We start from the raw sequence: 17,825 nt of genomic DNA, 5'->3' as shown, positions 1-17,825 counted from the left end.
GTCCACAAAACCAAAGATGGAGGATGAATAAATATGAAGAAAAACCTTGTAAGAAAAAACGCAGCTTGTTTATTAGCTATTTCTATGCTAGCTACTGGATGTTCTCCAAAAGAGGAAGCCAAAAAACCGCCTAGTTCTCAACAAACAGAAGGAACCCAAGAATTCGTTACGGGGGCTAACGGAGCTCAACCAGAAGGAAACCCAGAAGGTACTGCTTCACAAACTGCTACTAAAAAGAAAAATGAAAAACCCGCAACCATTAGTCAAGTTGCCCATTATTTAGTGAAGGCCGCGGATGATTATACACCTGGACTGACATTAAGCACTCTCCTTGATGGATTTAAGGATACAAATAAAAACATCACACGAGAAGAAAGCCTCATCATGATCAGTCGCGCATTTGGCGAATTGCCAAAGCCAACGGGGAACACAGAGCGAATCAGCCCTAAAAATGTCAGCTTTAGTGATGTTTCGGAACAGGCGAAAAAGGCTGTGAATAATCTTACTAATGGCGGAGTTTTACCGGCAACCGAAGACGGCAAGCTAAAGGGGAATGAGACCGTAAGTATAGATGAAGTTGATACGATTGTGCGCCGTATTTTCGTATTGAAAGGAAGTAATCTCAAAGATGACTTCTTTAGCTTTGTCAACAAAAAAGATTATGATAAGAGTGTCCTGCCTCCGGGAGCAACCGAGATGGGTGGGCTAAGTGATTTACAAAGCAAAGTACACAAGCAGGTTTCTGCTTTAGTCAAAGAAGTAGCAAGTGGATCTGGCTATGCTAAAGGCAGTAAAGAACAAAAAATAAAAGACCTTTACAATAGTACAAAAGACATGAAGAAACGTAATGAATTAGGCATTAAACCGATTCAAAAATACCTTGATGCAATCGACAATGCAAAAACAGTAGAGGAACTGAATAAAGCGCAAATCATGATGCAGAAGGAACTTACTAGCGGTGGCCTTCTTAGTATGTGGCTCATGACAGATTATAAGGATAGCAATAAAATGGCGCTCAATGTCGCAAGTGCAATAACACCCTATTTTACGAAAGAACAGTATGAGAACCTAGATGATCCGTCAATTGCTTCAACGGTTACGTTTCATGTAAAAATGCTTATGCTTACTGGTGTGAATGAAGAAAAGGCAACAGAGCTTATCAAAGCACGTTACAAGCTTGAACAGAAGCTTCTCTCATTCGCATCTACACAAGAAGAATTGAGTGACAGTAACAAGATGTATGCTAGGGTCTCGTTGAATGAATTGCAACAAATGGCACCTACAATAGATGTGAAAAAAATGATCAAAGCAGCTGGTTTCACGGTGCCAAAAGAGTTTGTCATTAATGAACCGAAAATGTTTAAAGGGTACGTGAACCTGTTAAAGGATGAAAATCTGGATGCCCTAAAAACGGTGTTAAAACTAGGTTTAATAGAATCGCAGTATAAGAATCTAAGCGAAGATTTCATAAAAGCCTATGAAGCATTCAATCAAGAAATGATGGGCCAAGCACCTAGTGAAGCTACTCCAGAAGACGTGGCCGCTGAAAACGTAATAGAATCTCTTGGAACTTACGTTTCTCAGCTTTATGTCGAAAAACATTTCTCTAAAGAAGCAAAGGCTGACGTTGAGAAAATCATAAAGAATTATATCGAGGTATACAAGGAACGGATCGATAAACTGGATTGGATGAGTAAAAGCACAAAAGAAAAAGCGATTGAAAAGTTAGACGGTATGAAATTCTTTATCGGCTATCCGGATAAATGGGATACTGATCTTGATCAGATCGAAATCACAGACAACTTCTTTGAAAATCAAAATGCCCTGAACAAAGCGAGCAGAGAGTTACAGGCAAAGGAACAAAACCGCACAAAAAAGGCGAACAAGATGGTTGTGTTTCCACATACAGTTAACGCAGCCTACAATCAACACACAAATACAATGGAATTCCCAGCGGCAATCCTGCAAGCACCATTTTATGATGTAAATGCCTCACTTGAGGAAAACTTAGCCGGTATTGGCGATATCATCGCCCATGAAATTACCCATGCATTTGACAATAATGGAGCGAAGTTTGATGCAAATGGCAATGAAACAGATTGGTGGACAAAAGAAGATTACGCTAAGTTCCAAAAGCTTTGCAAAGAAGTAGAAAAATTCTATGATGGCAAGGAGTCTGCACCAGGCGTTGCCATTAACGGGAAACAAACACTTGGAGAAAATATCGCTGATTTGGGAGCGATGGCAAGTACACTAGAAGTCCTTAAAAAATCCGGTAACCCAGATTATGATACATTTTTCACTCATTTCGCGAAGAATTGGGCTAGAGCAATGACACGTGAACGTGCAGAAGCACTCCAAGCTACCGATGAACATAGTACAGGCAATCTACGAGTTAACCGTACAATCGTAAACTTTGAAGAATTCTACAAAACATATACTATTAAAGAAGGCGACGGTATGTATGTCGCACCGAAAAATCGAATTTCAATATGGTAATTTTTCAAAACAAAGAAGCGTTCTACCTAAGGGGTAGGGCGCTTTTTCAGTTTGTAGGCCCAAATGCACATATACAATTTAACGATCTAAACAGCCACTACGATATTGTCATATCAAAAAAATAAATTCCGAAGGAGAATAGATAAAAAGAGGGGAGGGCAAAAAAGAGGCATCAGTGTTCTCAATATATGGGCGATCTGTACTATTCAATGAAACAAAAATGTCATGTAAGTAAAGTGCGGATTCTTTTGAAAAAAGGAATCATCCTGAGAGTAGCAGTATTCCTTATTAACGCCACTTTATATCTGAATGCACTTTTAAAAGGTGTGGACTCTAAGAAAGAAGCTATGGTCATTGAAGTTACTGAATACTTGAAATCGAATGGGTACAACTCTACCGATATTGAAAGTATTAAAGGTATATATTCATTAAAAGAAGAAAAAGCAGTAAGTAAATACTCTGCTCTCGTTACATTTAAAGGCGATGGTCAAAGAAAATATATCTATGTAAAAAGGCTAGATACCAACGAAATTAATCAAGAGCGAGTTATATAAAAGAATAATCTATACATTTATTCACCTTAAAAAGCACGAAGCCGTATCACTGCTCCGTGCTTTTTGAAATAAAAGACGTTTGCAAGACAAACCTGCTTTCATACAGGCAAGCAGCATTATTGTTTTTCTGCCAATCCTTTAAACAGTTCAACGGCTGTTTCTATTAGTTCATCGCGGAAATCGTATTCAAACGTATGCACATGCGGATAATCCTGGCCATTTCCAATATAGCACATCGCACCTTTTGTATATTTGATATAATGGCCAAAGTCTTCAGAACCGCGGAACGGACTCTGCATTTCCACAACAGCTATCCCTTTTTCCTTAGCTGTTTCACGGATTTTATCGACACTTTCCTTCGTGTTCACTACATCCGGAAATTCATCGTTATAGGTGAAGTTTGCCTTTAATCCTTGTTCATCGGCTAATTTTATGGCAAGGTCTTCTATATTTTTTTGTAGTTTATCTAATTCCGCTTCTTTTTCGGCGCGGATTGTCATACGGACAACCCCTTTATTTGCAGCTGAACCAAAAGCTTCTTCACCCACATCGATTTGAACAACCGTCGCAAGCACCAAGCCCTCGTTCGTTTCTTTCGAAGTAAATTCAGGCAACTCTCTAACGATGTCTGCGATTGCAAGCGACGGATTTTTACCGTCTTCCGGTTGGCTCGCATGGGCAGGAGAGCCAATCATTTCAACAGACATACCTTTGGATGCAAAGTGAGCGGTTCCATCGATTACATACACGGCATTATAGTCCATACCGCTCATATTATGGTAGGCAAATATCTCATCAATCTGTTCTTCTTTGATCATTGCAGCAGCTTCTATTCCGCCTTGGGCTGTTTCTTCCGCGTGTTGAAATACAAAGAATATATTCTTATCTGCACCTAATCGGTCTATTTCTAAGGCAAAACCTGCAAGTGATGAAGCATGACCATCATGTCCGCACTTATGTGAAACGCCGGGGAATTTTGAACCCCATTCAAGATCAATCGTTTCAGGAATTGGAAGTGCATCGAAGTCAGCACGGAAAGCTAGATTTTTTTTACCTTCGCCTGCACGGTAAATCGCATAGAACCACTTACCCTTATCAACGATTTCTAGCTTTGTATGTTCTTTAAGGAAATCAATCAACCGCTGTTTAGTCCAATCCTCTTGATAGGATAATTCAGGATGGGCATGTAATTCATGGCGTAATTGAATAGCTAAATCTACATTTTTCTTTTCCATTTTTGTCACTCCCCTATTACGTAGACTCATTGTTATTGTTTAAACTGTGTCAACCAACACTTATTGCGTTAGTGATAGCCCCCTTTTCCCCATTGAAAATCCAGGAACAACTAGTTTCAGTTCATTAGCCGGAGGATTTTAGTTCTGGATAAGGGTAAAAGCCATCATTAGACATTTTCTATCCATTCCAAATGAATGTAAGATATAAACAATAGTGTTTTTCTTATCAACACTATAAGCATATCAATATTTACACCTGAAAATTATTCCAATCCATAAGACTCACTATTCGAAAATGGAATATGAACATATAGATTCACTTATGTTTTTGGGCAATACTTATCCTTTGAGAAGGCAAACCATGCATGCATTGTGGAAGGATATTCCCGACATAATAAAAGAGGCCTTTTCCCGACAGAAAATCAGGAAAAGGCCTTAGTTTTGTTCAACCTATTTATTTATTTGACAGGTTATGTGCGGGAAACTGCTGTTGCCAGTGAAGCCTCCCTGCCCAATAATTATTAGTTTGCGACGATATTCACCAATTTGCCAGGTACTGCAATCACTTTACGAACGGTCTTGCCATCAATCTGTTCCTTGATGGAATCATCGTCCATAGCGATTTCTTCCAACTTTTCGCGTGATGCATCTGCTGGCACCATTAATTTGGTCTTTACCTTGCCATTGATCTGAATAACGATTTCCACTTCATCATCCACCAATTTTGCTTCGTCATAGGCCGGCCACGTTTGGTACGTAATACTTTCTTCATGGCCCAGCTTGCTCCATAATTCCTCAGCAATGTGCGGGCAAATAGGCGACAGCATCTTCACAAATCCTTCCACATAGGCTTTAGGAAGCTCTTCGGCTTTATACGCATCATTGATAAACATCATTAATTGTGAAATAGCTGTATTGAAGCGAAGGCCTTCAAAGTCCTCTGTCACCTTCTTGACTGTTTGGTGATAGATTTTTTCAAGCTTGCCGCTGTTATCATGGCCAACGATCTTAGAGGTGATCGATCCATCCTCTTCAACCAACAAGCGCCATACACGATCCAAGAATCGTCTTGAGCCGTCAAGCCCGTTTGTTGACCAGGCAATGCTGGCATCCAAAGGTCCCATGAACATTTCATATAGACGAAGTGTATCCGCACCGTGAGTTAAAAGGATATCATCAGGGTTTACCACATTGCCTTTTGATTTACTCATTTTTTCATTGTTTGATCCAAGAATCATACCTTGGTTGTATAAGCGTTGGAATGGCTCTTTAGTCGGAACTGCGCCGATGTCATACAAGAATTTGTGCCAGAAGCGGGCATACAATAAATGAAGAACAGCATGTTCCTGTCCGCCGATATACATATCGACCGGCAGCCATTTCTTCAACTTTTCCGGATCTGCCAGCGCTTCACTGTTATCCGGGTCGATATAGCGAAGGAAATACCAGCTGCTTCCTGCCCATTGCGGCATTGTATTCGTTTCGCGTCTGCCTTTGCGGCCGTTCTCATCGACAACATTTACCCATTCTTCAATATTGGCAAGAGGAGATTCCCCTGTGCCTGAAGGACGGATATCAGTTGTTTCAGGTAGCATTAATGGCAATTCTTCCAACGGAATGGTTGAACTTGTGCCATCTTCCCAATGGATGACCGGAATCGGTTCTCCCCAATAACGTTGGCGGCTGAACAACCAATCACGCAAACGGTACGTAATTTTCTTCGTACCAATTTCTTTTTCCTCCAACCAAGCAATCATTTTATTGATGCCATCTTCTTTATTCAATCCATCCAGGAAGCCTGAATTAACATGGTTACCATCGCCAGTATACGCTTCTTTTTCCACATCTCCTCCTGCTACCACTTCTTTGATTGGCAGACCGAAGACTTTTGCAAATTCATAATCGCGCTCATCATGGGCCGGAACAGCCATGATAGCCCCGGATCCATAGCTTGCCAACACATAATCAGCAATCCAGATCGGCATTTTTTCGCCGCTGACAGGGTTGATGGCGTAAGCGCCTGTGAAGACACCTGTCTTTTCTTTGGCAAGATCCGTTCTTTCCAAGTCTGACTTGCTTTTCACTTTCTCAAGGTATGCTTCTACTTCAGCTTTTTGCCCCGGCGCAGTAATTTGTGAAACCAAGTCATGCTCAGGAGCAAGTACAGCATATGTGGCACCGAATAACGTATCTGGACGGGTTGTGAACACATCGAATGTTTTGTCTGTTCCATCAATGGCAAAGACAACCTCCGCCCCTTCAGACCGGCCAATCCAATTACGTTGCATATCCTTCAAGTTTTCCGGCCAATCCAACTCATCCAAATCATCGATCAGGCGATCGGCGTAGGCAGTGATGCGCAACACCCATTGTCTCATCGGGCGGCGTTCGACCGGGTGTCCTCCCCGTTCGCTCAACCCATCGATGACTTCTTCGTTCGCTAGTACTGTTCCGAGTGCTGGGCACCAGTTGACAGGCACTTCATCCACATAGGCCAATCCTTTTTCGTAAAGCTTTGTAAAAATCCATTGTGTCCATTTGTAGTAGTCAGGATCTGTTGTATTGATTTCACGATCCCAATCGTATGAAAAGCCCAATGCTTTAATTTGTCTTCTGAATGTATTGATATTATGTTCTGTGAAAGCAGCCGGCGCGTTTCCTGTATCAAGCGCATATTGCTCGGCAGGCAAGCCGAATGCATCCCATCCCATTGGATGAAGGACATTGTACCCTTGCATACGCTTCATGCGCGAAACAATATCGGTTGCTGTATAACCTTCAGGATGGCCGACGTGAAGACCGGCTCCTGATGGATAAGGGAACATATCAAGTGCATAAAAATTGTCTTTCCCTTCGTCTTCCGTCGTTTTGAATGTTTTATTTTGTTCCCAATAATGCTGCCACTTCTTCTCGATGTCCTGATGATTGAAACTCATAGAATTTCCTCCTAAAAATAGAAAATTGCCGATCGTGCTAAGCTAAAAGAATGCAAAAAATCCCCTCATCCCTAAAAGGGACGAGAGGATCTATATTATTATAGTCATCCCGCGGTACCACCCTAGTTGACGCATATCAAACACGTCCCGCTCAAAAGACCTGTAACGCGGTCAGACGGCAGATCTTACTAGACTTCATACCTGCGGCTCAAAGGCGAGTTCGCACCATTTCCGTGCTGGCTTCCACCAAGCGCCAGCTCTCTGCAACGGTCCTGAATGTTACTGCTCCTCATCATTGCCTAATCATTCAACTTAAACGATGTTATATGTTATTTTAGTAAATTTTAGCGAAAAAAGCAAGTGACTCTAAGTATTGCCTGATTCGAACATTTTATTCAGAAACAGCCAAAAACGCTACTTAACTTCCGAAAACGTTTTATCCTTATGTGCATTCAGGATTTTATCATAAAGCATCGTTGTTCCGATCGCAACGACAAATAGAATCATAAGGACCATGAACATGGCTTGCATTCCGTAAACATCCACAAGGAAGCCGCCGAGAATCGGCCCGACCATTCTGCCTGCTGTTGCGGTCGAATTGACGACCCCTTGATAGAAACCTTCTTTCCCTTTAGGGGCAAGTTCATCTGCGATTGTCGGCACAGCCGGCCAAACCAGCATTTCACCGACAGTCAATATGACCATGGCGGCAATAAACCCTGAAAAATCCGCCGCAAATGCGGCAATTGCAAATGAACCGATAAAGATAACCATCCCGGTAATCATCTGTATTTTTACTTTTTTAAGGAAACGATGGATCACTTTATTGATGAACGGCTGGGCCGCTACAATAAGGACACCGTTCAACGTCCAAAGCATGCTGTATTGTTTCAAAGAAATGCCTATTTCCTGCGTATAGGAGGAGATGGTGGATTGCCATTGGACGTATCCGACCCAGCATAATAGATATCCAGCACAAACAGCCATCAACGCATATAACTTGCGCATATCCTTGATGGGCTTTTGCTCAGGCAAAGCTGTAGCCGGCAGAATTTCTCCAGTCTGTATATGTTTATACGTTAAGACAACAAGCAAAAAGAATGCCAGATACATAATGGCATTGGCCAAAAAGATATAGTCAAACGAAAATGAAGCAATGAATCCGCCCAATGAGGATCCTAAAGCAACACCGACATTCTGGGCCACATATAAGGCATTGAACGCTTTCCTTCCCCCTTCTTTCCAAACGGAGCCAGCCATGGCATACATGGAAGGAAAAATAAGTCCCGAACCGAATCCGATGATGATCATCCAAACGAAGTACATGGGCCAGCCATGGTTGATCGTAAGGCCGGCAAGCGCCAGCATAGTTGTAACAGCCCCTACCAGAATGGAACGGAAGCCGCCTATTTTATCAAATAAAATACCACCCAATAAATTCCCCACCACAGTTGCAGCCGCATTAGCCATAAGGACCAAACCTGCTATAGACAAGGATTTCCCCAGATAGTTGTGTAAATAAATCGTATTCAAAGGCCATAAAAAAGAAGAACCCGTCACATTTATGACCATCCCGATGATAATCAGCCATAAATTTCTTGGCATTTTACAACCCCTCCCCTATATAAATTTCGCATTACTAAACAATTGTAATGACATTATATGAAACTTGCAATTTTAAAATCTCTAAAATCCCATAGTAGCAATATTCTAACAACCTTCTACACTTCAATGCTTTAAGTCAGTGATACCATAGCGCAATAGAACCTTCTTAGCAATGGGCAGAGGTAGAAGGAAATTATCATTGCAGCACGAACTAGTATGGATGTTACTTTATTGAAGAAAATAGCAAACAACTAAAGAATACGGCGAGCCTAATCTATTAAAGAAAGCAGGAATGGCCATGAGTTACAAAAATACCTTCATCTCCATATCAGAGGATTCAGACAATGATTCCGCAATCGTACCTGCACCAAGAAATAACAAGCCGACGATAGCTTCCATTGAGTATGGGCTAATAAAAGAGAATCCATACCGGTACACGGAGGCTGACATACAATTTAAAACACACCTCATGAAAAATGAACTGGAAGCAACAAACTTCCCTGATGGACTGCGTGAGGCATTTTCCTCAAAACCGAAGGCATGTTTCAGAGCTTCTCCGTTAGTGAAAAAATATGGATGGGGGATACACTATAACCAAGAAGGAAAACTGGCCCTTTACGGGGTCAACAGTGAGCAATATAACCAATTTCTTCATAGCAGCGAGGTCACACAGCTGAAAGGTATGCGTTCTAAACGAAAATAAGCAAAAGAAAAGCCGTCCCAAAAATGGAACGGCTTCTCTTTAATCCCGGTCCCCTCCGAAAAGGTCGAACACGCCTCTTGCAATGCTCCCTTCATCCTTGGAGCCCCCTCTTGACGGAGCAGCGGCAAACACCCGGCTGGCCAATCGGCTGAACGGCAGCGATTGTACCCACACGGTGCCCGGTCCTCTCAAAGTGGCAAAAAATAACCCCTCTCCCCCGAATAAGGCCGTTTTAATGCCTCTGACCGTTTCTATGCTGTAGTCAACATTGCCTGTCATCGCTACCAGGCAACCTGTATCCACTCTTAACGTTTCACCCGGAGACAACTGTTTCTTATGTATGGTTCCTCCCGCATGAACGAATGATAATCCGTCTCCCTCAAGCTTCTGCATAATAAATCCTTCTCCACCAAAGAAGCCCACACCTATTTTCCTCTGGAACTCGATTCCGATCGACACGCCCTTGGCCGCAGCCAAAAAAGCATCTTTCTGGCAAATGATTTTCCCTCCATATTGGCTTAAATCAAGGGGAACAATCTTGCCGGGATATGGAGCCGCAAAAGACACATGTTTTTTCCCGATTCCGGTATTTGTAAAGGCGGTCATAAATAAGCTTTCTCCAGTGATCACGCGCTTACCGGCAGAAAACAGTTTTCCCATCAGGCCTCCGCCGCCGGCATGCGAGCCATCGCCGAAAATTGTTTCCATCTCTATATCATTTTCCATCATCATTAGGCTTCCCGCTTCAGCTACTACGGTTTCATTTGGGTCTAATTCCACTTCAACGAATTGCATATCATCGCCATGCAATACATAATCAATTTCATGATTATTCATAAGCCAGGTCCCCAATCTATTAGAATTAAAATCTTCCTTTCTTTTATTTTATCTCATTCATTTCTTTAACACAAAATGAGTTTTTTCTATTTGATGAAAACACAATATAGCGGACAGCACTCCTGCCGCTCTGCTTTTGAGCCGTACTAACGTATAGAAAAAGAGACCTTCCTTTTAGGAAAAAGCCTCTTTATCACTATCCTTTATTTTTCCGCCACTGACAGTGCCTGTGAGCTTACGTAAAATTGCTTGCCGTTAAAGACTGTGACACCCGGCAATTGGACTATCCGCCCGTTTTTCAACAAGTAATTCTTATTCTGGGGCAATTGGATCAGTTTGCCCTGTTTTCTTGCCGTAAACACCAGATTGTCAGGGTTTGTCCGATCAACAAAAGTTTCATATCCCTTTGTTTTAAATAAAGTGTCCGCCTCTTTAAATAATGCATTTGTCGTATCAGCCAGTGAAAGGCCCATGAACTTCTCGGCTATTTTGGCGAGGTCGCTATTTTCAAAGGTACCTACAGGCCGATTCGGGCCAAATGAATATAGAAAGACATCTTCTCCTGTATGTCCGGTAGTGATAAATCCTATATGTGCTCTCTTGCTGAGTATGGACGACATGGCCGGACCAATATTCTTGGCAGACCGCAATGTATTCAGTTCTTCATCCGTCAAAGACGCCAGTCCGTATAGTTCGGCAACTTCCTTCAAATTGCTCCGGTCATCCTTCAGATAATGCAAAGAGCCTTCCAATGTAAGCTTGGCTTTCTTCAAAGGGTCCATATAAGCAGAAACCGGAGTGGAAGGATAGCTGGAATCGGTGTCGGCATTCCCTAATGTGATTCCGCTATTCGCATGGTCTGTTACTGCCAATACAAGTGTGTTCCCGTCCTTTTTGGCAAAATCAACCGCTTCTTTAACCGCGTTATCAAAGGCCAGTACCTCACTTATTACGCCTATCGTTTCATTTGCATGGGCAGCCCAGTCAGGTTTGCTCCCTTCCACCATCATAAAGAATCCTTTTTTGTTACGTGACAGTGTTTGTATCGCTTTTTTTGTCATCTCTGCCAAAGTGGGCTGTGAGGGGGCTATTTTTTCTCTATCCATATCATAGGCAAGATCCTTTGCAGCAAAAGCTCCCCAAATCTTAGAAGATGTACTTTTGTTTAAGGCTGTCCGGTTATCCACATAGTCATAGCCATTCTTTTTAATTTCTTCCACCAAATTCTCGCCGTCTTTCCGGCTTTGCGCTTCCTGTCCCGGCAGCAACGATTGACCTCCTCCTCCCAAGACCACATCCATACCTTGGTACACTTGCTGTTCTGCAATATCAGGGAAGTTATTCCGATGAGGGACATGAGAGGAAAAGGCAGCAGGAGTAGCATGCTGAATTTCAGACGTGGCAATTACCCCCGTTGCCTTCCCTTCCCTTTTGGCCGCCTCCACTAGTGTAGAGACAGGTTTTAAAATGTCTTTTTCATTAACCGCTGGAACTCCCGGGGTTGTTGCCACAGCAGGCAATAACCCGATCAACTTATCATTTGTCTTAAATCCTGTTGCCATCGCTGTCGCCGCAGGAGCTGAATCTGTAATGGCAGACTCAGCCGAATACGTGCGGACAGCGCCTGCCGCCAATCTATCAAGAGCCAAGCTTCCTCCCTTATACCATCTTGCCAATGTAGTTGCCCCCGCGCTTGTGCCATCCATGACCATGAAGATGACATTTGCCGGCTTCTTTTTGAAGGCTTTCGCTTGCGCATTGGCTTCTTGTACATTCAGAGAAGCGGATGCACTCCCTATCGCAATGGCTCCACATAACAGACACGATAATACAGAACGCTTTTTATTTTTCAGCACTATACTCATCCTTCCAAGACATTTATTCACTTAAAGTGTAAAATGGCCATATAAAGGAAATTGCCTTTTATTGTAAATTATTCATAAATTAAAACAGTGCACAAGCTTATCCCTGTGCACTGTTCTTGTAACATAGTTCGATTTGGCAGGTTTTCAGTCAGGCATGCGAAACAAACAGTACTCTACATTAAAACCAAAGAAGGCGAATGTTAATGGCGGAGCAGAATCATATCATGCTGCATCTGCTCTAACTGTATCTTCATTCGGTTCAATTGCTCTCGCTGCTGGTCATTGGAATTGTTCGCCATCAATTGCACTTCATTCAGTGCAGTTTGCACTAATTGCTGGCTGTCGATATACGTACTATCGTTATAATGTTCCTGCCGCGATGCTTCATCATATTGCTGCTGGGCAATATTCAATGTTTCTACGCAATTCTCTAAGCAATTCTGTATAGATTGTCTTGTAGCCAAAGTTCTTCAACCTCCTGAGAATTGAACTGTTACCTCTCTTAGTGTGTGATAACTGTTCTTTTTTATCCAAAGCCCCAACGAATCCTGTTGATTATCATGATTACCCAAGGACTTTTTATTGGAAGAAGGAAATGATGTCTAATGGATTATCAGAGAGAAAACATGATACAATATTTTTTATGCGATTCTAATGACTTGTTTGATTTTGTTATAATATTGGAAAGCATATTTAATGAAGGAGGTTTCCTCTATGGACCAGAAGATAAACCCTTTTCCATATGCAAGTGATGATAAACGTTACCATACGTGGAATTACCACTTAAGAAATATATTTGGACACAAAGTATTTAAGATCGCCTTGGACGGAGGGTTTGATTGCCCGAACCGTGATGGCACCGTCGCACATGGAGGATGTACCTTCTGCAGTGCCGCCGGTTCCGGTGATTTTGCAGGAAATCGCGCTGAGAGCATAGAAAAACAATTTGAGGATATCAAGCAAAAAATGCATAAAAAGTGGCATGAAGGCAAGTATATGGCATACTTCCAGGCATACACAAACACCCATGCACCGGTGGAAGTGCTGCGCGAGAAATTCGAACCAGCATTGAAGCAAGAAGGGGTTGTCGGACTTTCTATCGCAACAAGACCAGACTGCCTGCCTGATGATGTCGTTGAATATTTGGCTGAGCTGAATGAACGGACTTATTTATGGGTCGAGCTCGGGTTGCAGACTGTGCACGAAAAAACGGCACGGATTATAAACCGCGCCCATGACTATGCTACTTATGTTGAAGGGGTTGAAAAACTTCGGAAGCATAACATCCGTATATGCTCCCATATTATTAACGGCCTTCCTCTTGAAACTCCGGAAATGATGCTGGAAACAGCAAAAGAAGTATCAAAACTGGATGTACAAGGAATCAAAATACACCTTTTACATTTACTTAAAGGGACTCCGATGGTGAAGCAATACGAAAAAGGCTTGCTTCAATTCTTGTCCTTCGAAGAATACATCTCATTGGTTGTTGACCAATTGGAAATCCTGCCTCCGGAAATGATTATTCACCGAATTACAGGCGACGGGCCGATTGATTTAATGATCGGGCCAATGTGGAGTGTAAACAAATGGGAAGTATTGAATGCAATTGACGACGAATTGAAACGCCGTAACAGCTGGCAAGGGAAGTATTATGTTCCTGTTGGAGGGATAAAGAGTGAAGCTTGACCGTATTCTTCCCTATGCCCGATTACTGCTCCAAAAGGCCATTTCACCCGGGGATGTAGCTATTGATGCCACAGCCGGGAATGGCCATGACACCTTGTTTTTAACCACTTTGGTCGGTGAAAAGGGCCATGTGTATGCTTTCGATATCCAGGAACAAGCTATTAAGGCCACTGAAAAAAGGCTTTTGGAAAACAAAGCTAACGAACGGGCGACCTTGTTTGAATGCAGCCATGACCAACTTCTCGCTTGCGTTCCCGCTGGGCTACAGCAAAAAATCACTGCCGCCATCTTTAACCTTGGTTATTTGCCGGGTGGAGACAAAGAAATCGTGACGAAGGGCTCTTCGACCATTACAGCAATCGAACATCTATTGACAGTAATGGCCGTAGAAGGGATTATCGTACTTGTTGTTTACCATGGCCATCCTGAGGGAGCCGTTGAACGCGATGAGTTATTATCCTATGTTTCTTCCCTGCCGCAGGATAGGGCGCATGTCCTTCACTATGGGTTTATGAATCAAGTCAATTCGCCGCCCTTCATTATCGCTATTGAAAAACGCTGATATAGACAAAGAACGCCTGAGCCATCCTGGCGTTCTTTTTTATGCACATCAAAGACTGAAGCCCTTTATAACATGATAAAAGTTATGGTGTTAGCCACAGGAATTGAATTGATTTATTCCCTTCCCGCCAACTTAAAAAATAGGGAAGAGCCTCAAAAAAACAGGGAACATGTAAAAAAGCATCCTTAAGTGGATGCTTTTCTCCGTTCAATTGCTTGTAGCCAGTGCATATTTATGAGGAAGCAATTTCTTGACCTTTCTATATAGCTTGGCATTTACATAGAAAAATTTCGCCTGTGATCCTCCTAGCTTCACCATTCTTTTTGCTAATGCTTTCGTTTCCAAAGAATGCTCCACTTTTTCATCAGACAAATATAACCCCAGCAATCCCCTGTGGACTAACTTATGAAATTCATGATGGGGAATTTGATCAAGGTGTTCTTCCGCCTTTATGACAAAATGAGACAATCGTCTATAAAGCTCTTCATTGTCTTTATAATAGAAGCAAAAATTCAAATCGCCGCCATCCAGATCTTCCTGTTGGTCAATAAAGTAATCCAATAAAATATGAAGGCCCTGTATGTAAGGGAAATATCCATTGCGGATTTCTTCAGCAAATTGTACTTGAAAGTCATCGCGCAGCGCATAAGATATTAAACTGAATATCCCAAGTGTGGAACCTGAGCAAGCCGAAAATTCATACCAGGACATGGGCGGCAATTCATCTTTATATTGATTGAACCAATTTTGAAGACGCTCTACCCTTTCCTCTTTTTCAACATGCTTATGTACTTGCAAATCACAGTAATAAGAACATAATTCATGGAGATAGGGCTGGATTTCTTTATAATTCGTCAGCCTGTTCAGAAATGATTGGCATGTATGGACAAGCTTGGCCAAATAGCCGCCATCCTCCTGTTCTTCGCGGAATCTGTAATAATTGGTATCCGGGGAATCCAATAAAAGAGAATGCTGCATCGATTCATGCAAAGCACGAAAATCAGTATCATCCAACGATGTGCTTCTATCGCATAAATTATCCAGGTAATCGCTGATTGTTTGGTACGCCACGATGAAAGAAATGGCATCCTCTCTTTTTCCTTCTGCCAATAAAGCTATGATGGAACCTCCTTCGCAATGGAATTCCTTTTGCTCAATGCTGTCTATGGCCTGCTTTCTCAATTCAGGATCAGGAATTTGCTTCGCTTGATTCTTCCAATAGTGAAGCTCCCTCTGAACCACCGGAAATATATCTTTATAAACCCTATTCATCAAAGACAGGGTAGTAGTAGGAATAGCCAAACAAAGTTCCCCCTCTTATTGCACAACGTAACCTAAATTGCGGAGCCTGGTTTTAACAAATGACTCTGCATAATAGAATACATCTTCTTTTTCAGGCTCGCTGAATAACTCGTGGTATAACCCTTTCCATTCAATAAACTGTTTTTCATTTACCATAATGAAATTAAACCACTCACGGACTGCTTCTTTATCGACGATTTTATCGTCCCCTGCCTGCATCAACAGCACAGGAGTATCTCCCAGTTCAGGGATATTCTCGAACGCCTCTTTCACAGCCGTCAATAATTCATGATACCATCTTACAGATACTTTCGTAATGAATAAGCTGTCGTTCATGCTTGATTCTCTAATTTCCGGATCTCTCGTCACCATATCGATTGTAATGCCGGTAGTCGCCTTGAACTTAGGGTAGGCAAAGTTAAGAAGAGCTGAAGCTGCCTGCATGGCCTTAGGCGGATAGGTCACTAAGCCCAAGCAAGGGGATGAAAGGATGATCCCCGCAATATTCACTTCTTCTTCCTGGATCAATCGGATAGCGATTAATCCCCCCATGCTGTGACCCATTAAAAAAACAGGCAGATGGTATTGATATGCCTCCTGCACCCAATCTTTCACAGCAATCAAGTATTCTTCAAATGAATTAATATGCCCTCTTCTTGCACGGGTCGTCAATCCGTGGCCCGGCAGGTCTCCCATTATGACATGGTAGCCGGCGGAACGCCACATTTCAACCAACCATTTATATCGGCCCTGATGTTCCATGGCACCGTGGACTATCACGATTACCGCTTTTGCATCGCCATCGGCTTCCCATTTATACATGTTGTCAAAAACCTCCTTATACACCAAAACATCATACTGCTGCATCCTTACTCTTATTCCCTAAAAGTACGTATGGAAGAATTTTCTCTCCTTCCATCGACCGGGACCGATCTACTGTCCAGTTGCCTATACATAACTTTATTTTAAAACATTGCTTCATTTAATTAAAGATATTGTACAGATTGAAATCTTACTTATAAACTAATATAAGAATACTAAAAAAAGAGCTATTTAACAAAAGGAGATGTTTTATGATGATAGTGTATCCTTATCACGAAAAAAAACCCAGCATCCACAAGAGTGTTTTCCTTGCAGACCATTCTGTCGTAACAGGCGATGTGACTATCGGTGAACAATCAAGCATTTGGTTCAACACTGTCATTCGTGGAGATGTGTCTCCAACCGTGATTGGAAAACGGGTGAATGTCCAAGATAACTCCGTCCTTCATCAAAGCCCTAACAACATATTGACATTGGAAGACGATGTTACGATTGGCCACAGTGTAATCCTACATAGCTGTACAGTTAAAAAAGGGGCCTTAATAGGAATGGGGAGTATCATTCTTGATGGGGCGATCATTGGAGAAGGGGCATTTATCGGAGCAGGCAGCCTAGTACCTCAAGGCAAGGTAATACCGCCTAATACATTGGCATTCGGGCGCCCCGCAAAAGTCATACGTAATTTAAACGAAGACGATATCGAAGACATGCTTCGGATTAGCCGTGAATACGCTGAAAAAGGCCAATACTACAAATCGCTTCAAAACGACAAATAATAAACAAAAGCGGAAAGCGCCTGCTTATCCCCGACCAGCTTAAGACGGGCTCTGCTTAAAGGCCGGGGTTGCCTTTGACAGAGAGCGGCTTAAGACCTCGAGGGGATGGCGCTTGAAGCTGGATGAGAACAAAAGCGGAAAGCGCCTGTTTACCCCCGACCAGCTTAAGACGGGCTCTGCTTAAAGGCCGGGTTTGCCTTTGAAAGAGAGCGGCTTAAGACCTCGAGGGGGTGGCGCTTGCTGGATGAGAACAAAAGCGGAAAGCGCCCGCTTATCCCCGACCAGCTTAAGACGGGCTCTGCTTAAAGGCCGGGTTCGCCTTTGACAGAGAGCGGCTTAAGACCTCGAGGGGGTGGCGCACTTGAAATAATATCCATATGCTAAGGCATTTATAGTTTCCTAAATATAAAAAAACTGTAGGCAAACCCATATATCATGGG

At 42.5% G+C, this 17,825-nt stretch carries 14 protein-coding genes and 1 other annotated feature; of the genes, 6 read left to right on the top strand and 8 right to left on the bottom strand.

Going from position 1 to position 17,825, the window contains the following annotated elements; genetic code table 11:
• Positions 1–33: 33 nt before the first annotated feature.
• Both ABC357_RS02150 and ABC357_RS02145 read left to right on the top strand, forming a co-directional pair.
• Entirely contained in the window at positions 34–2,499 is a 2,466-nt protein-coding gene (locus ABC357_RS02150; protein WP_412885912.1) for a M13-type metalloendopeptidase, read from the top strand.
• 248 nt (positions 2,500–2,747) lie between these two features.
• Positions 2,748–3,053, top strand: coding sequence for a hypothetical protein (locus tag ABC357_RS02145; RefSeq protein ID WP_412885911.1), 306 nt, complete (start codon positions 2,748–2,750; stop codon positions 3,051–3,053).
• Between the two features lie 116 nt (positions 3,054–3,169).
• Here ABC357_RS02145 and ABC357_RS02140 read toward each other — a convergent pair whose 3' ends face one another.
• From ABC357_RS02140 to ABC357_RS02130, 3 genes are all read right to left on the bottom strand, one after another.
• Positions 3,170–4,288: a M20 metallopeptidase family protein gene (locus ABC357_RS02140; RefSeq protein ID WP_412885910.1), complete on the bottom strand. Its 1,119-nt coding sequence runs from the start codon at positions 4,286–4,288 to the stop codon at positions 3,170–3,172.
• A 521-nt stretch (positions 4,289–4,809) separates the two neighbouring features.
• Complete coding sequence (gene leuS, locus ABC357_RS02135; protein ID WP_412885909.1) at positions 4,810–7,224, bottom strand: leucine--tRNA ligase; 2,415 nt, start codon at positions 7,222–7,224, stop codon at positions 4,810–4,812.
• A gap of 73 nt (positions 7,225–7,297) precedes the next feature.
• Positions 7,298–7,529: a binding site (T-box leader), on the bottom strand.
• Positions 7,530–7,638: 109 nt separating this feature from the next.
• Positions 7,639–8,829, bottom strand: a complete 1,191-nt coding sequence (locus ABC357_RS02130) for an MDR family MFS transporter (protein ID WP_412885908.1) — start codon at positions 8,827–8,829, stop codon at positions 7,639–7,641.
• A gap of 298 nt (positions 8,830–9,127) precedes the next feature.
• Between ABC357_RS02130 and ABC357_RS02125 the strand changes: the two genes are divergently transcribed.
• Positions 9,128–9,532 (top strand): DUF6157 family protein, encoded by a 405-nt coding sequence (locus ABC357_RS02125; RefSeq protein WP_412885907.1) that lies wholly within the window; start codon positions 9,128–9,130, stop codon positions 9,530–9,532.
• Positions 9,533–9,571: 39 nt separating this feature from the next.
• Here the strand turns inward: ABC357_RS02125 and ABC357_RS02120 are convergent, their stop codons facing one another.
• From ABC357_RS02120 to ABC357_RS02110, 3 genes are all read right to left on the bottom strand, one after another.
• Positions 9,572–10,369: a TIGR00266 family protein gene (locus tag ABC357_RS02120; protein ID WP_412885906.1), complete on the bottom strand. Its 798-nt coding sequence runs from the start codon at positions 10,367–10,369 to the stop codon at positions 9,572–9,574.
• A gap of 203 nt (positions 10,370–10,572) precedes the next feature.
• Entirely contained in the window at positions 10,573–12,234 is a 1,662-nt protein-coding gene (locus tag ABC357_RS02115; RefSeq protein ID WP_412885905.1) for an alkaline phosphatase, read from the bottom strand.
• Positions 12,235–12,434: 200 nt separating this feature from the next.
• Positions 12,435–12,698 carry a DUF2524 family protein gene (locus ABC357_RS02110; protein ID WP_412885904.1) on the bottom strand — a complete coding sequence of 88 codons (264 nt, stop codon included), beginning with the start codon at positions 12,696–12,698 and terminating at the stop codon, positions 12,435–12,437.
• A gap of 250 nt (positions 12,699–12,948) precedes the next feature.
• On the opposite strand from ABC357_RS02110, the gene mnmL reads away from it, so the two are divergent.
• Complete coding sequence (mnmL, locus tag ABC357_RS02105) at positions 12,949–13,923, top strand: tRNA modification radical SAM protein MnmL/YtqA (protein WP_412885903.1); 975 nt, start codon at positions 12,949–12,951, stop codon at positions 13,921–13,923.
• Entirely contained in the window at positions 13,913–14,485 is a 573-nt protein-coding gene (gene mnmM, locus ABC357_RS02100; protein WP_412885902.1) for a tRNA 5-(aminomethyl)-2-thiouridylate-methyltransferase MnmM, read from the top strand. The genes mnmL and mnmM overlap by 11 nt, the downstream gene beginning before the upstream one ends.
• A 207-nt stretch (positions 14,486–14,692) precedes the next feature.
• Here the strand turns inward: mnmM and ABC357_RS02095 are convergent, their stop codons facing one another.
• The gene (locus ABC357_RS02095; RefSeq protein WP_412885901.1) at positions 14,693–15,787 is read right to left on the bottom strand and encodes a tetraprenyl-beta-curcumene synthase family protein; all 1,095 of its coding nucleotides are present in this window, start codon (positions 15,785–15,787) and stop codon (positions 14,693–14,695) included.
• A gap of 15 nt (positions 15,788–15,802) precedes the next feature.
• Complete coding sequence (locus ABC357_RS02090) at positions 15,803–16,609, bottom strand: alpha/beta hydrolase (protein ID WP_412885900.1); 807 nt, start codon at positions 16,607–16,609, stop codon at positions 15,803–15,805.
• Positions 16,610–16,866: 257 nt separating this feature from the next.
• Between ABC357_RS02090 and ABC357_RS02085 the strand changes: the two genes are divergently transcribed.
• Positions 16,867–17,385: a gamma carbonic anhydrase gene (locus ABC357_RS02085; protein ID WP_412888554.1), complete on the top strand. Its 519-nt coding sequence runs from the start codon at positions 16,867–16,869 to the stop codon at positions 17,383–17,385.
• Positions 17,386–17,825: the final 440 nt, after the last annotated feature.

It is taken from the genome of Bacillus kalamii (assembly GCF_047238185.1).
In the GTDB taxonomy this organism is placed as follows: Bacteria; Bacillota; Bacilli; order Bacillales; family DSM-1321; genus Bacillus_AD.
The sequence above is the reverse complement of the archived record's forward strand: the minus strand, read 5'-3'. Positions and strand labels throughout refer to the sequence as shown.

Excerpts from the sequence above, each read along its gene's own strand:
- ABC357_RS02150 (WP_412885912.1), top strand. The coding sequence starts at position 34 with ATGAAGAAAAACCTTGTAAGAAAAAACGCAGCTTGTTTATTAGCTATT.
- leuS (WP_412885909.1), bottom strand. The coding sequence starts at position 7,224 with ATGAGTTTCAATCATCAGGACATCGAGAAGAAGTGGCAGCATTATTGG.
- mnmL (WP_412885903.1), top strand. The coding sequence starts at position 12,949 with ATGGACCAGAAGATAAACCCTTTTCCATATGCAAGTGATGATAAACGT.
- ABC357_RS02125 (WP_412885907.1), top strand. The coding sequence starts at position 9,128 with ATGAGTTACAAAAATACCTTCATCTCCATATCAGAGGATTCAGACAAT.
- ABC357_RS02140 (WP_412885910.1), bottom strand. The coding sequence starts at position 4,288 with ATGGAAAAGAAAAATGTAGATTTAGCTATTCAATTACGCCATGAATTA.
- ABC357_RS02115 (WP_412885905.1), bottom strand. The coding sequence starts at position 12,234 with ATGAGTATAGTGCTGAAAAATAAAAAGCGTTCTGTATTATCGTGTCTG.
- ABC357_RS02120 (WP_412885906.1), bottom strand. The coding sequence starts at position 10,369 with ATGAATAATCATGAAATTGATTATGTATTGCATGGCGATGATATGCAA.
- ABC357_RS02130 (WP_412885908.1), bottom strand. The coding sequence starts at position 8,829 with ATGCCAAGAAATTTATGGCTGATTATCATCGGGATGGTCATAAATGTG.
- ABC357_RS02090 (WP_412885900.1), bottom strand. The coding sequence starts at position 16,609 with ATGTATAAATGGGAAGCCGATGGCGATGCAAAAGCGGTAATCGTGATA.